The 15,831-nt window shown below is 44.2% G+C and carries 8 protein-coding genes; all 8 read right to left on the reverse strand.

Annotation, left to right across the window (positions count from 1 at the left end; genetic code table 11):
• Positions 1–90: 90 nt before the first annotated feature.
• The 8 genes from F0261_RS01415 to F0261_RS01450 all read right to left on the reverse strand — a co-directional run bounded on the left by F0261_RS01415 (position 91) and on the right by F0261_RS01450 (position 15,781).
• A complete protein-coding gene (locus tag F0261_RS01415) occupies positions 91–1,848 on the reverse strand; it encodes a DUF3466 family protein (protein WP_014979345.1) in 1,758 nt (585 codons plus the stop codon).
• Positions 1,849–1,860: 12 nt separating this feature from the next.
• Positions 1,861–3,801, reverse strand: a complete 1,941-nt coding sequence (locus F0261_RS01420; RefSeq protein ID WP_171337033.1) for an ABC transporter ATP-binding protein — start codon at positions 3,799–3,801, stop codon at positions 1,861–1,863.
• A complete protein-coding gene (locus F0261_RS01425) occupies positions 3,798–4,031 on the reverse strand; it encodes a glutaredoxin family protein (RefSeq protein WP_014949555.1) in 234 nt (77 codons plus the stop codon). The genes F0261_RS01420 and F0261_RS01425 overlap by 4 nt, the downstream gene beginning before the upstream one ends.
• Positions 4,028–6,124 (reverse strand): bifunctional 23S rRNA (guanine(2069)-N(7))-methyltransferase RlmK/23S rRNA (guanine(2445)-N(2))-methyltransferase RlmL, encoded by a 2,097-nt coding sequence (gene rlmKL, locus F0261_RS01430; protein WP_171337034.1) that lies wholly within the window; start codon positions 6,122–6,124, stop codon positions 4,028–4,030. Before rlmKL ends, F0261_RS01425 begins: the two co-directional genes overlap by 4 nt.
• A gap of 67 nt (positions 6,125–6,191) precedes the next feature.
• Positions 6,192–7,199 carry a quinone-dependent dihydroorotate dehydrogenase gene (gene pyrD, locus F0261_RS01435; RefSeq protein ID WP_171337035.1) on the reverse strand — a complete coding sequence of 336 codons (1,008 nt, stop codon included), beginning with the start codon at positions 7,197–7,199 and terminating at the stop codon, positions 6,192–6,194.
• Between the two features lie 166 nt (positions 7,200–7,365).
• A complete protein-coding gene (locus F0261_RS01440; RefSeq protein WP_171337036.1) occupies positions 7,366–12,204 on the reverse strand; it encodes an NAD-glutamate dehydrogenase in 4,839 nt (1,612 codons plus the stop codon).
• Positions 12,205–12,400: 196 nt separating this feature from the next.
• On the reverse strand, positions 12,401–14,719 hold the full coding sequence (locus F0261_RS01445) for an RND family transporter (RefSeq protein WP_061485905.1): 2,319 nt from the start codon (positions 14,717–14,719) through the stop codon (positions 12,401–12,403).
• A 15-nt stretch (positions 14,720–14,734) separates the two neighbouring features.
• The gene (locus F0261_RS01450) at positions 14,735–15,781 is read right to left on the reverse strand and encodes a YCF48-related protein (protein WP_061485904.1); all 1,047 of its coding nucleotides are present in this window, start codon (positions 15,779–15,781) and stop codon (positions 14,735–14,737) included.
• Between the last annotated feature and the right edge of the window lie 50 nt (positions 15,782–15,831).

A 15,831-nucleotide genomic window follows, 5' to 3' on the forward strand; every position in this document is an offset into this window, starting at 1 on the left:
AATATGTCTTCTTTTACGTTTTTTAGGCATAAAAAAAGCCACGCATAGGTGGCTTTTTTAATATTGATTACATATTGTCCAAATGGTCAGCTATTTCTTTAAACGTCTACGCACAAATACTGCAGCAAATAGACCAAAAAATGCGAGTAAACCTGTTGCAGCTCCTTTTCGCTCGTAAGGTTGTTCGTCTTCAGGGACTTCACATTCTTCGATAGAACCATTTGCTAATGGAGACAGCTTAACAGCAACGACTGTGTCAACTTCTTGTGTTTCACCGTCAGAGTTAATTACATCAACGCCAGTAACGTATTTATTTGTCGCTTTAATTCTCGCGTTCGCAATGATTTCATTGTCATCATTGATATCTACCGCTTCAATTAGCTCGTACGGGTTATCACAAGACACTAAATCATTTAAGTCAGTAAACTCTTCAGTGTCTATGTTGTACATAAATGCTGCGCTTTCACGAAGAGTATCGCTTGTTGCATCTACGTCTGCTTTACCCACAACAATATTATTATTGTTGATAGCGTTTGCGGTCACACCGGCACTCACGAAGAAACCATCGGGGTAATGCTGCTCTTGGGTATCAAGGTTATACACAAATAAGCGAGAACGTGCGATATCGCTTTGTGAACGAAGCACTGCGCCCGTCACCCAGTTTTCGTCATTAATTGCGATAGCTTGGCTAATGATATTTTCTTCGCGAGGAAGAAGCTCGATAGTTTCACCATCTCTGAACACTGTGGCAACACGTTCACTTTCGGTTCTACCTGAGGAATTTGGGCGTGTAATCGTAATGCGATCGCCCGTTAATCCTTCGCCTACTGCGATACCTTGATTGTTTATGTCATAGGCATAAGTGAAGTAGTGAAGTGCATCATCTTCATCAGGTTCAAACAATAGAGGGTAAGTGTCGGTGCTTATCACATCACCATTAACATCGATTTGCCATATTGTAGCATTCACTTCAGATAGGAGAACGAAACTAGGCAGGTAGGCAGAAGAGGAATTGATAAAATAGCTAGAGATGCGTGGAACAGCAAATTCACCGTTGTATATTGTATATAAACAGCGTCCTTCCGATCTGTCTCCACGGGTTTCATCATCTGCACATGTATCTACCGCATCACTTACATCGTCACGGAAACTAACCGTACTAAAGCCCGCTACTTGTAGATTCGCGTTAACTGCACGAGCTGACGAAAAGCCGCCCGCTGTCTCGTCAACTGCAGGTAGTACTTTAGTTTCGCCCGAAGCTTGGACAAAAGCTTGTTGAGCCGACTCCGGATAAGTGTAGTTAATTGTGTCGCCATCTTCGTCTTCATATGGGTCGAGTACCACTAGCGCCGTTGAATCTCCAACGATGAAGTTGCCGTTCAGGCTATCTCGCCCTGTTGATTCAACAGACTGCGTATAGTCATCGAACTTATCTGTTACCTGATCAAGACCTGGCACCAAAGCGATATCTTGCGTATCGGTGGCATAGGTTCTGTATGACGCCAGTTTCTGACCCGTTGTCGACGTCGAATTCGACAGAAGATAGTTTACGATCGTGGTGTAATCGACATCAGTAAAAACGCCCTGACGCGCATTGTCTTCGTTTTCTAGGCTTTCACCGAATTGATCGAAAAAAGTTGTATCTTCTTCAAGCTGTTCAGCGTCGATAGGTGGGTTGAATTCCAACTGTGCAACAGACAGCATTTTGCCTGAGTTATCGATCGAACGAGCAAAATTGTTTCTAGCGGTATCCTGTAAAGGAAGAGGCGTCACTGAATAGGTCGCGGCGAATGCCGAAACACTTCCTGTTGCCAACAGAACGGCGGCGGCAAGCTGAGTTCGTTTCATTTAAAATCCTATTTACTGCTGATTATCTTCCAGCATACTTTCTAGTTCATCCCAGCGCGCATATTTCTGGGAAAGTAATTCTTCTTTATCTGCCAACTCTGCTAATGCTTTGGCAGTAATGTCACTGTCTTGTCTGAAAAAGTCCGGGTCGTTCACTTTTTCTTGCATAGCCTCAAGTTCTTCCTCAAGAGTTTCAAGTTCTTTAGGTAAGGACTCAAGTTCACGCTGGTCTTTGTATGATAGCTTTTTCGTCTTACGGGGAGAAGACTTAGCACTAGGACTGTCTGAAGCTAAATTAGTTTCATTCTTTACCTTGGCTTTTTCTTCCTTTTCGATTTGCTGACGTTTTTCCTGTTGCTCTTTATACCAGTTTTCTACGTCAGTGAAACCCCCAATAAATTCGCGAAGCATTCCATTACCCTCGAATACCACGCTACTATTTGCTACGTTATCAACAAATTCCCTATCGTGACTGACTAAAAGCACGGTGCCGGTATATTCGTTGAGTAAGGTTTCGAGCATTTCCAAGGTTTCAACGTCTAAGTCATTGGTAGGCTCATCCAGCACCAAAACGTTGCTCGGTTTTAGCATCAGTTTTGCTAGCATCAGGCGGTTTTTTTCTCCACCTGATAGCGACTTAACCGGTGCATTAACGCGTTCAGGCGTAAACAAGTAATCTTGTAAATAGCTGATCACATGGCGTGGGTGACCATTTACCATGAGATCGCGTTTACCGTCGCCTACCGCGTCTATCACAGATTTTTCTAAATCTAGCCCGTGGCGGTGCTGGTCAAAGTAAGCAACTTCAAGGTTAGTACCTTGTTTGCAGTTGCCGTTATCGGGCTGGAGTTCGCCGAGTAGAAGCTTGATAAGCGTACTTTTACCGCTACCATTAGGACCAATGAGAGCAAGCTTGTCACCACGCAAAACATTCAGGTTTAACCCTTTAACAATAGGCTTACCTTCAATGCTATAGCTTAAGTCTTTTACTTCAAACACCATCTTTCCAGAGCGCGCGCCCTGGTGTTGATTGACTACCGCATTGCCCTGAACCGCTCTTCTCGCTTTACGCTCTTCGCGTATTTTTTTCAGCGCTCTTACTCGGCCTTCGTTGCGGGTACGGCGGGCTTTAATGCCCTGACGAATCCATACCTCTTCTTGCGCTAGTTTTTTATCAAACTCAGCGTTTTGTGAAGCTTCAACCTCTAAATCGTGCTGCTTCTTTTCTAAATAAGTTTCGTAGTTACCCGGATAGCTCGTAACCGAGCCACGGTCAAGGTCAATAATTCGCGTAGCCATGGCACGTATAAATGCACGGTCGTGGCTCACAAACACAATTGCGCCTTGGTAATTACTCAAGCTGGATTCAAGCCAGCGGATCATTTCAATATCAAGGTGGTTAGTTGGCTCGTCTAACAGGAGCAAATCCGGCTGTCGAACAAGCGCACGAGCTAGCGCTGCTTTTCTGCGCCATCCCCCAGAAAGAGTAGATAGCGATATCTCAGGGTCTAGCTTTAGCATGGTTAACGTCTGTTCAATTTGCTGTTCAAACTGCCACGCGTCTCTGGCTTCTAACTGTTCTTGTAGTCGCTGTAATTTATTTAAATTCGATTCGCTTGGATCTTCACCAACGATACGGGTTTGATGAAAGTAGGCTTTCAGTGTTTCACCTACGTCAGATAAGCCTTCGGCAACATAGTCAAAAAGCGTCACATCGGTGGTTTGAGGCGGGTCCTGCTCTAAGCGCGCAATGACCGTATTATTTTCAATTATACGCTGCCCATCGTCGGCAATAATATCGCCAGCGATAACTTTCATTAGCGTTGATTTACCACTACCGTTTCGACCTACTAAGCAGACGCGCTCTTTAGGCTGTACAACCAGTTCGACACCGTCTAACAGCGGCGGATTCCCATAAATAACAGTGATGTTTTTTAACTGCAAAATGCTCACTGAAGAAACTCCTCTAAATCGGCTGTATTAAAAGGCCAGCCGATTTCTTTTTCGTTATCTGCCCGTTTCAAAACGGGGATCCTTGCACCGTACAAATGATAAAGCTCAGTGCTAGTGCGAATGTTAACCTTCTCTATATTAAGCGATGAAAACATAGACGTTTGTTGAAGCTCAACATCGGCTAAGTCGCACAGGCTACATTGCGGCCCCGTGTAAAAATAAATTTTCATGAAGCTAGTACCCAGCACTGATGGATGTTGCCTTTACGTGCAAAATCTTCTGGAATAGTGTCTTTGGTAATATTGTCTACTGACAAGCCCAGTTCATTCATGGCTGTCTCATCTAGCTTAAAGCCACGCTTGTTGTTAGAGAAGATGATGATCCCCTGCTCTTTTAAGCACGCTTTAGCATCGGTAAGCATTTTTACGTGGTCGCGCTGCACATCCCACGTATTTTGCATACGCTTTGAATTCGAAAATGACGGTGGGTCGATAAAAATTAAGTCGTATTTGCCTTTATGCGTGCCTAACCAAGTGGTGCAGTCAGCTTGAATAAAAGCATGAGGCGCAGTGAGTTTGTTCAGCGCTACGTTCTTCTTTGCCCACTCTAAATAAGTATTAGACATATCCACTGTCGTTACAGACTTTGCGCCACCTTTAGCGGCGAATACCGACACACTCCCCGTATATGAAAACAAGTTAAGAACGTCTTTACCTTGGGACAACGCCTGCACTTTTTGGCGGGTATTACGGTGATCTAAGAAAAGGCCTGTGTCCAAGTAGTCAGTAAGGTTAACCAGGAAACGAGCGCCATTTTCAAACACTTCCATCATGTCGCCAGACTGATTAATTTTCTCGTACTGTTTTGTACCTTTTTGTTGGCTACGCACTTTAAGCGCTATCTGTTTTGGTGAAACACCTGTTACTGCTGGCAAATGAAGCAAGACTTCTTGCAGACGCTTGCGTGCTTTATCTTCAGAAACCGTTTTTGGCGGCGCGTATTCTTGAACGACCAGCCAGTCACCATATCTATCTACGGCAACGTTATAATCTGGCAGGTCAGCATCGTATATGCGGTAACAGTTAGTGTTAGCGTTCTTGATCCAGCCTTTCATGCGTTTGAGGTTTTTCTTCAAACGATTGGCAAACTCGTGGTTGCTAGCGTCCTCGCTAAACTGTACCGTGTTTTCTTCATCCAACACATAATTCGCTAAACGACATTCCAGCTTACCGTTATTCATGGCATAGTCTTTGGTGGCGCGAAGCTTTAAAACCCGAAGCAAATCACGATTGCTGCTAAGAAGTGACACATGCCACCCTTTCCAGGCTTCTTTAAAACGCTTACCCCAATCACTAAAAAGCGGTATTAACGATGTTAGCTCGCCCAAACGTTCTCCGTAAGGAGGGTTTGAAACGACGTAGCCTGGTGTGGCAACGGGAGGAGAAGATTTTGTTGCGTCTTGCTGTGAGAACGAAATATCGTTAAATACGCCAGCAAAATCAGCGTTTGCTTTCGCAATGGCTACCATTTTACGGCTGAAATCACCCGCGTAAATACCACCGCAGCTAGGCTTCTGAACGGAAATAGCTTGTTCTACCAAATCATCCCAAAGCTTCTCTTCGTGGCCGAGCCACTCAGTAAAGCCCCAATACATACGCTTTATACCTGGCGCAATATTGCGAGCGATGTAGGCTGCCTCAATCGCGATGGTGCCCGAGCCACACATCAAATCGACCAATGGCGCATCGGTATTCTCTGTCCATCCACTACGCATTAGCATTGCGCTTGCGATATGCTCTTTAAGCGGCGCGTCACCGGTTTCTTGTCGGTATGCGCGTTGGTGCAGACTTGCCCCCGCTAAATCTATGCCTAAAATTACATTATCGCGATGTAGTCTTGCATACACAGAAATATCAGGGCTCTTTCGTTCTACTGATGGGCGCGGTAAGCCTTGCTCTACAAATGAATCTACTATGGCGTCTTTAACACGAACCGCACCAAATTGTGTGTTTTTTATGGCAAAGTTTGTGCCGATAAACTGTACAGATAAGGTGTGACGTGAATCCATCTGCATTTGCCAGTCAATACCCATAGCCGTGTTGTACAGTGCATCTGCATCGCCTGCTTTGCCTGAAGCCAACACCCAAACTACGCGGTTAGCTAAGCGTGACCATAAGCAAAGTTTATACGCATCCTCTTTTGAGCCTTCAAACTGAATAGTGCCAGGCCCTTGCTTAACTTGCGCATCAGGGCAAAGGCGTAGCACTTCTTGTTTTAATAGTTCGTCAAGACCGCGACTGGTCGTAACCAGAATAGTATTCATTCATGTACCTGTTTTTGATGTACGCGCTTAAGAAAAAGCACGTACACGAGAGATTGGTTTGGGTATATTATAACGCGTTTACGATGCGTTTAACGAGCGATGGGCCTTGATAAATAAAAGCCGAGTAGACCTGCACCAGAGATGCGCCAGCGTCCAAGCGTGCTTGTGCCGCTTCGGGTGAGTCAATACCACCAACGCCAATAATAGGAATAGCGCGGTCAAGTGCTTTGTTTAGCTTGCGTGTTACTTCTAAGCTCATATCTGTCATAACTGAGCCACTTAAACCGCCCATTTCCTCAGCGTGCTGTAATCCGGCAACGGCATCACGTGAAAGTGTCGTATTAGTAGCAATTACGCCATCCATTTTGCTGTTAATTAGCGAGGCAGCAATACTGTCAATTTCCACATCGCTCAAATCTGGCGCTATTTTAATGAACAGCGGCACATATTTACCGTGGGTTTGCGTTAGCGTTTCCTGTGCTGCTTTTAGGCCAACTAACAGCTTATCGAGCGCTTCACCGTATTGAAGGTTTCTTAGGCCAGGTGTGTTCGGTGACGAAATGTTAATAGTGACGTAGCTTGCGTAAGGATAAACTTTGTTTAAACAAATCAGGTAATCGTCAAGCGCATTCGCTTCTTCGGTATCTTTATTTTTACCAATATTAATACCAATAGGCCTTTTAAACTGAGCCTTTTTCACTTGTTCGACAAGATGATCAACACCTTTATTATTAAATCCCATGCGATTAATAATGGCGTGCTTTTCCGGAATTCTGAATAAACGAGGTTTTGGGTTTCCTGGCTGCGGACGAGGCGTTACCGTGCCTATCTCAACAAAACCAAATCCCATGCTTGCAAATGCGTCAATACAATCGCCGTTCTTATCAAGCCCGGCGGCAAGTCCTACCGGATTATCGAAGGTCATGCCTGCAACGGTAACGGGCTTTTTAATCGTCGGTGTGCTGTACATCCATTTCAGCGGTGTATGTTGGGTCTTGTTTAACCAGTTAATGGTGAAATCGTGACTTTTTTCAGGTTCACACTGAAGCAAGAATTTTTGCACTAGAGATTGCATGGTTATTTTTACCGCTCGCTAATTAAGGGCCTGTTGAGCATCAAGGTATATTGCGCTTGTATGAGGTTTGCATTTACAAACGATGCTGCAAAAACGTACAGTAATGTTCAGCCGGCCAATAAAAAGCCCTGATAAACAGGGCTTAAATCATTAAGGTGCGTGTATTCTAATGGTTAGACTTCACGCTTAAAAGCATCAATTCACGTAAAGCGACAGAAAATTTCGCAAATTCGTGCGTTGTACTGGTCTTAAACTCAGACATCATGTGATACCAGCGCTTAAGTAGGACCTGATTGCTTTCAATCCACTCATCAAGAATTTGATCTGCACTACTTACGTCTTCGCGAGAAGCTAGCAGGTTAGCTGCAATGGAACGCTGCTGCCAATCTAACTCTTCACGATACGAGGCGCGAGCTAACGCTTGCCAGTGGTTGCTTACCGCCTGGTTGTTTATCTGATCTAAGAACCAGTGAAGTTCTAAACGAGAACCTAGCTGATAGTAAAGCTTAGCGACTACATCGGTATCGTGCTTATCTGCTTCAACGATTTGAGCAAGGTCAAAGCTAGAGAACATGTTAGAGAAGCTTGCAACCTGATAAGCGATGTCTTCTGGTACACCCTTATCAATGTATTTCTGCGTAGCGTTTTCAAGCTGAGTAAATTCGCTTTTAACCAAGTAGTTTTGCAGGTTCTTCGATAAAATATCGAAGGTACCACGGTAGCTCGCGATGGCTTCTTCAATGGATTGCGTCTTATTGCCGTGGCGAATATACCAGCGCGAAGCGCGACGCATAATTCTACGTGCTTCATCCAACATTTTAAGCTGTAGCTGAGCAGGAATAACGTTATCCAGTTGTTCGATGCGCTCCCACAGCGTCTTCATATTAAAGATACCGTGAACAATTGCGTATGCGTCAGCAATTTCGCTCACACTTGCGCCAGTTTCTTCCTGCATTCTAAACACGAAGTTAAGGCCCATGTCGTTAACCATGTTGTTGGTTAACTTAGTCGCAATAATTTCGCTTCTAAGCGGATGCTGTTGCATGTGTGTTGCGAATTTTTCGCGGAGCACTTTAGGGAAGGCTTCTACTAACAACTTACCGTGGTAAGGATTGTCAGTAATTTCCGGAATATTAAGCGCATCTTTAAGTACCATTTTGCCGTACGCAATCAATACGCTTAACTCTGGGCGAGTTAAACCTTGATCCGTGGCTACGCGATCAGAAATCTCATCGTCACTTGGAATAAATTCCAACTCACGGTTTAGCTGACCTTCACGCTCAAGACCGTGGATAAAGCGAAGCTGTTCTTTAAGTTGCTTAACGCCAGCTAACTCAGTAATAGAGATAGACTGAGTTTGACGGTAGCAGTCTTTCAGTACAATTCGACTTACATCGTCGGTCATATCGTAAAGCAACTTATTACGCTGTTTAAGCGTAAGTTCACCGTCGTTAACTAGGCTGTTAAGCAAGATTTTGATGTTTACTTCGTTATCCGAGCAATCAACCCCACCTACGTTATCGATGAAGTCAGTGTTAACTCGGCCACCGTTAGACGCATACTCAATACGACCTAACTGCGTTAGACCTAAATTACCGCCCTCGCCCACAATTTTAGCTTGTACGTCACGACCATTGACGCGTAAGTCGTCATTAGCACGGTCACCTACGTCTGAGTGAGACTCTTTCTTGCTCTTAATGTACGTACCGATTCCACCGTTCCACAGTAGGTCGACTGGCATTTTCAATATATTGTGAATTAGCTCATTAGGCGTCATCGTTAGCTGACGCGTACCTAACCACTTTTTCATTTCAGGTGTAAGCTTGATAGATTTAGACGCGCGGCTAAATACGCCACCACCTTTTGAAATCAGCTTACTGTCATAGTCTTCCCAGCTTAGGCTTGGGTTCTCAAACAGGCGTTGACGCTCTTTATAACTTGCTGCTGCATCAGGGCTTGGATCGAAGAAAATATGTAAATGGTTAAACGCAGCGATTAGTCGCGTATGCTCTGATAGCAACATACCGTTACCGAATACGTCACCTGCCATGTCGCCCACACCAACAGCGGTAAAGTCAGTGGTCTGACAGTCAATACCAATTTCTCTGAAATGACGTTTAACCGACTCCCATCCGCCGCGTGCAGTAATACCCATTTTCTTATGGTCATATCCAATACTACCGCCAGATGCAAATGCATCGCCCAGCCAAAACCCAAACTCTTCCGCAATACCGTTTGCGATATCAGAGAACGTGGCGGTGCCTTTATCTGCAGCAACAACCAAATAAGGGTCGTCATCATCAAGGCGAACAACATCCTTAGGAGGAACAATTTCACCATTTACAATGTTGTCAGTAATATCTAACAAGCTGGTGATGAAAGTGCGATAGCATGCTTGGCCTTCAGCCTGAATAGCTGCGCGACCTTCGCCTACAGGTAGGTTCTTACAAACGAAACCACCTTTTGCACCAACCGGAACGATCACCGTGTTTTTAACTTGTTGCGCTTTTACTAGGCCGAGTACTTCTGTTCTGAAGTCTTCTTGTCTATCAGACCAACGAAGACCGCCGCGGGCAACTTTGCCGCCACGCAAGTGCACACCTTCAACGCGAGGACTGTAAACAAAAATTTCAAATTTAGGCAGTGGTAATGGCATGTCAGGAATGAGTTCCGGCATCATCTTAAATGATACATATGATTTCTCATTGCCGGCATCGTCTGCCTGATAGAAGTTTGTACGTAACGTTGCAGACATCATATCCAGATAACGACGAATAATTCGGTCGTCATCCAAGTTACTAACGTTGTCTAACTGTTCCTTAATAGTCTCAAGAATACCTTCCTCTTTTTTCTCATTGCGCTTTTTCTTAGGATTAAAACGCTGGTCGAAAAAGTCTACGAGTAAACGAGCAATGTCTGGATAGTTAGCTAGTGTGTTTGCGATGTAGTCACGGCTGAAAGAACTGCCGGTCTGGCGCATGTATTTAGCATAAGCACGGAGTACCGTAACTTTACGGCCAGTCATATTCGCGCCAAGGATAAGACGGTTAAACGCGTCGTCTTCTAGTGTCTTATACCATACTTTGGCGAAGGCATCTTGAAAGAGAATCTGGGCGTTTTCCATGTCAAAGTGCTGACCACTTTTATGTAACATGGTGAAGTCCATGACCCAGTTACGTTCACCTTCTGAACACGTGACTTTATAAGGGCTTTCATCAATTACGCGTAACCCAAAATTCTCAAGCATCGGCAACACGTCAGACAAATGGATGGGCTCGGCACGGTGGAAAAGCTTAAGCTTAACTACTTGGCTGTCAGCGTCTTCTTCTTGTGGACGATAGAACAACATATCCAGTGTGTGGTTGTCGTCTAACATCTCTAATTTGCCAATATCTACAAGCGCTGCTGACGGTAGGTTATGCTCCATATAGCTGCGAGAGAAAGCATTGTTGTATTTGCGTTCCAACGCTTTACCCGAGGCCTCACCGTGTGCCGCTGAAATAGCTGACGCGAGTCTGTCATTCCAGGTTTTGGTCAACTCAATAATGTTTTGCTCTATTTCCTTCACATCGAATTCCGCGTTGTTGTCGTTGACTCTAGCAATGTAATGCGTACGAGCATATACAGACTCTGAGAAGAACGTAGTAAATTCCACTTCTTCTGTTGCGCCCAATGACGCTTTAAGTAGCGCTTGGGTTTCTTTGCGTAACTGGGTGTTATAGCGCTCTCTTGGCACAAACACCATGCACGAGAAAAAGCGGCCAAAAATGTCTTTTCGAATGAATAAACGTGAAATTCCACGCTCTTGCATTTGAAAAATACCCATCACAATTTGCGCTAGTTCTTCTGCTGGCGTTTGTAGCAACTCATCTCGTGGGTAGGTTTCTATAATATTTGCAAACGCTTTGTATGCGTGAGTTCCAGGCTCGAAACCAGATAGCTCACAAATACGTTTGATTTTTTCACGTAAAATCGGAAGCTGAGTTACGCTGTTGTTATAGAAAGAGGCAGAATACAAACCTAAAAAGCGGTGCTCACCAACAACCTGACCTTCTTTGTTAAATACCTTCACGCCTACATAGTCCATATATGCAGGACGGTGTACTCGCGCGCGCGAATTTGTTTTGGTCAGAATCAATGGGTTTTTGCTAAGCGCTTCCGCACGGGCCGACGCAGGTAAGCGAGACAACAAACGCTCTCGGTCGTTTACTGAGTTTTTAAGCAAACCCAAACTGGTGTCGTTTTGAGGGATCCATCTATGGTCCCCTTCAATGGCTTTAACGTCATAATAACGGTAACCCATCATTGTGAAGTTGTGATCGCCTAACCATTCTAAGTAAGCTTTAGTTTGCTTTTTGGCTTCTGCAGATACAGGCCAGTTAAATTTAGCATTGTTTTTAATTACGTCTTGCAAGGTATTTGTCATGCCTTGCCAGTCTTGAACTGCCAGAGAAACTTCATCAACGACAGAGTGCAGTTCTTGTGTTAGAGCATCGATATCTTTTTTCGATGTTTGTCTATCGATTTCGATAAAGATGACCGTTTCTTTTTTCGCACCTTCAAGCGATTGGCCTGGCTCAGCAAACGCTTCAACTTTGTTCGCTTTGTCGCGCTTAATGCCAATTGGGCTGTGAAGGAATAAATGTGCGGTGATGTTCAAACGATTTAGCAACATGCGCACCGAGTCAACCAAGAATGGCATATCCGACACAATAATCTCAACAATTGTGTGGCTTGAGTGCCAGCCGTGTTTGGCAATTTCCGGGTTAAATACGCGTATGTATGGCGACGTATGTTCAAACTTCGCCAAGCCATTCCATAAACTAAGTGTTGCACCATAAAGGTCGCTGTCGTTGCGATTTTCTAGGTCATCGCTTGAAATATTTTTATACAACAGACGTCCGAATTGCTGCACAAGAGACTTCTGCTTGGTATCTACTTTTTTGTCGATAAGTGCAAATACATTGTCTAGCAGTACTGAGTGTCGCTGTGAGGTGACTGTCATTTGTTAACCTTTTTTGAATGTCGTAATACCAATCCAGCTTGGTATAAGTGCCGAGTACCTAACTATTTTCTCTAATAAATGACGCTAATGAAAGCCCATTTTTAACCTTATATTAACAGCATAGATAAGTATGCAGAAAACACCCAAAAAAAAGGGCCTAAAGGCCCTTTTTAATGCTTAGCTATGCAAAAATATTTTATGCATCAGGGTCATTCTTGTTCCACCATAGGAATCTTGCTAGTGCAGGCAGTACAATTATTGCTCCAAGCATGTTCACGACGAACATAAATGTAAGCAAAATGCCCATATCCATTTGGAACTTAAGCGAAGAGAACACCCATGTGCTCACGCCTATTGCCAGCGTAATACCGGTAAATAGCACAGCACTTCCACGTTCTTTTAATGCAGCGAAATATGCTTCTTGAACGGTAGCGCCTTTCTTCAGCATTAAGCTCTTGGTAGAGAGTATATAAATACCATAGTCCACACCTATACCCACGCCAAGTGCGATAACTGGTAATGTAGAAACGGTGAGGCCAATTTGAAGGTATGTCATTAAGGCTTGCGCCAGTACAGACACCACATACAGCGGAATAACAACAACTAACGTAGCACGCAGCGAGCGGAAGCTAACTAGACACAACGCAATAACGGCGCCAAATACATAAAGCATCATAGGGTCCTGCGCTGCACTAACTGCTTCATTAGTTGCGGCCATCACGCCAACAGGCCCAGAAGCAAGACTGAACTTCATATCATCGGTTTGATATTCATCGCGATACGCTTTTACCGCTTCAACGACACGAGAGATCGTTTCTGCTTTGTGGTCCTCCATAAACAGAATAATTGGCATGACCGAGCAGTCGCCGTTAAGTAAGCCAGACGACGTTGGAACGCGAGAAATTGCCTGCACCAATGTTTGCTGGTTACGAGGGAGTACCTGCCACTTAACGTTGCCTTCGTTGTAACCTGCGTTAACAATTTTTGCTACAGATGCCAACGAAACCGCCGATTGAACGCCTTGAACATTTTCCATTTTCCACTGGAAATCGTCCATGGCCTTCATCACGCTGTGTGACGTACAAGCTTCTGGTGTGGTTTCAACCAAAATAGAAATGTAATCTACCGTTACTTCGTACTTATCGGTAATCAGGAAAGTGTCCTGATTGTAGCGTGATGTTTCATGAAGCGCAGGTGCACCCGCATGTAAGTCCCCTATCTTCATATTCTGAGCTTGGAAATGACCAAACACGAATAGGATAGCAGTAACGATAAGAATTATTGCCGCAGGCTTTTTACGTGAACAAGCAGCAATGACTTCCCAGAATTTCGAATTAGCGTTTTCTTTACCCGCGAATTTTTCGACATATTTCTGGTCAAGTTTTAAGAAGCTCATCAGCACAGGCAGCAGCAACAAGTTGGTAAGAATGATTACCGCTACACCCATACTTGCCGTAATCGCCAACTCGCGAATAATGCCGATATCGATTACTAATAACGTCATAAAGCCAACCGTATCAGATAACAATGCAATTCCGCCTGGAACCAGCAAGTTTCTGAATGCCGCCATAGATGCCCGTTTAGCACCAATACCGGTTACTGCTTGTTTTTCTACCGCGTTAATCATTTGTACGCCGTGGCTCACACCAATGGCAAATACCAAAAATGGCACCAGTATTGACATAGGGTCCATACCAAAGCCAATTGAAGTAAGCAGGCCTAGCTGCCAGATAACGGCAATGATTGAGCATACTAATGGCAATAACGTAAGCATGATGCTGCGCGAGAAGAAATACACCATTACGGCAGTAATCGCGATAGCAATGGCGAAAAAGATCAACACGTCTTTTGCACCGTCGGCCACATCGCCAATCATTTTCGCAAAGCCAATTATATGAATAGACGTATTTTCGTTTTCATATTGACCGCGAAGCTGCTCTTCAAGCTCTGCTGCTAATGCCAATGTATTGAGAGGCTCGCCAGTTTGCGGGTCAATATCGAGCAATTGCGCTGTTACCATTGCGCAGCTGTAATCACTGGATACTTGTCTTCCGACAATGTTTGCCTTTTCTACGTTAGCTGCCACCAACTCTAATGCTTCTGGGCTTGCAGAATTAAAGTCGGCAGGAATGACTGGCCCGCCTGCAAAGCCGCCTTCTACAATTTCAGTAAAGCGGGTTGAAGGAGAGAAAAGCGAAATAACTAACGAACGGTTCACCCCATTAATAAAGAAGAGTTGGTCGTGAACATTCTTTAAGGTATCGAAGAAGTTTTGATTGTAGATGTTATCGTTTTTATCACAAACAGAAACTAATATATTGTTAGCGCCACCAAAATCTTGGCGGTGCTCAATGTACGTTTTCATGTATTCGTGATTTAGCGGTATGTTCTTTTCAAAACCTGCGTCTAAGCGCATTTGTGAAGCTTGGTAACCAAGGAAAACTGTGGCTATAGCAAACAAGGCTACGACAATTTTACGGTTTCCGAATACTAATTTTTCAAGAAAATGGGTCATTGTTTTTATACTGCCCTATTTTAAATTCAACGTTTTAATGCCATTCGCAGTAACGGCAATATTCTTACCATTAAACTGTGTTGCATTAAGAAGCGCGGCTTTGTCTTTAATTTGTGAAACGACAATGCCTTCATCAGCTTCGCAATCTGAAAGGTTTGCATAGGGGTCTCGCATACTGGTGGGTAAAGGTCGCTGTGCGCTTACCATCATCCCGTTGTTACCCAAAGCATAAACCTTCGATTCAGAACCAATTAGAATTGAATTTAGTGTGCTGGTTGAGCAAGTTTGTACGTATTCCCACTCACCTTCGTTTCTGTTAACAAATATATTTCCGCGAAGGCCAACCGCTAGAACGGTATTTTCATCAAGCGGCTTAATATCGAAAAACGATCCTGTATAGTCGACGTAATACCGTTCCCACGATTCTCCCATATTGGTACTTTTGGCTAGCAGACCGGCTTCGCCTGCTAGGTAAAGCGTATCACCATCAAGGGTAATTCTGTTTAAGTGGGGTAAAATAGATTCAAGTTCTTGCTGATAGAAGTCTTCATCTTCTTTTCGAATATCTTCAAGGTATTCTTGATCCATTGGGTCAAGCAGACTGGCATGACGTTCTGCCGTCCACGTTTTTCCACCGTCTAAGGTTCGATAGAACAAGCCATAGGCACCTGTAGCAATCCCCTGCTTTTCATTGAAGAATAATACGTCTAGAAATGGGCGCTGAAGGTCAGGTTGGAAATTTTGTATCTCCCACGTCTCGCCTTTATCTGAAGAATGAAGAATGACAGCGTCGTGGCCCACTGCCCAAATATTATCACCTACAACAGTTGTCGCTGTAAGCGTTGATTGTGTTGGTACGGCTTTTTGATTAAATGCCTCACCATCCTCTGAAACTAACACGTGACCGCGTTCACCGACAATAACGACAAATGTATCAGCGTCTATGTCCAAAAGAACCGATTGCTCAACCAATGGTGCCATGAATGCTTCTTCGGCGATTGCAGTTGTAGAGTAATTAACTGCGAAAGTGGCGGCAATGCACGCTGCAATGGTTTTTTTCATAATTAACCATTCCCCCTATTTATAATTGTCTGCATACAAAAACGGCTGGC

This window comes from Alteromonas sp. 07-89-2 (assembly GCF_013113925.1).
Taxonomy (GTDB): Bacteria; Pseudomonadota; Gammaproteobacteria; order Enterobacterales; family Alteromonadaceae; genus Alteromonas; species Alteromonas macleodii.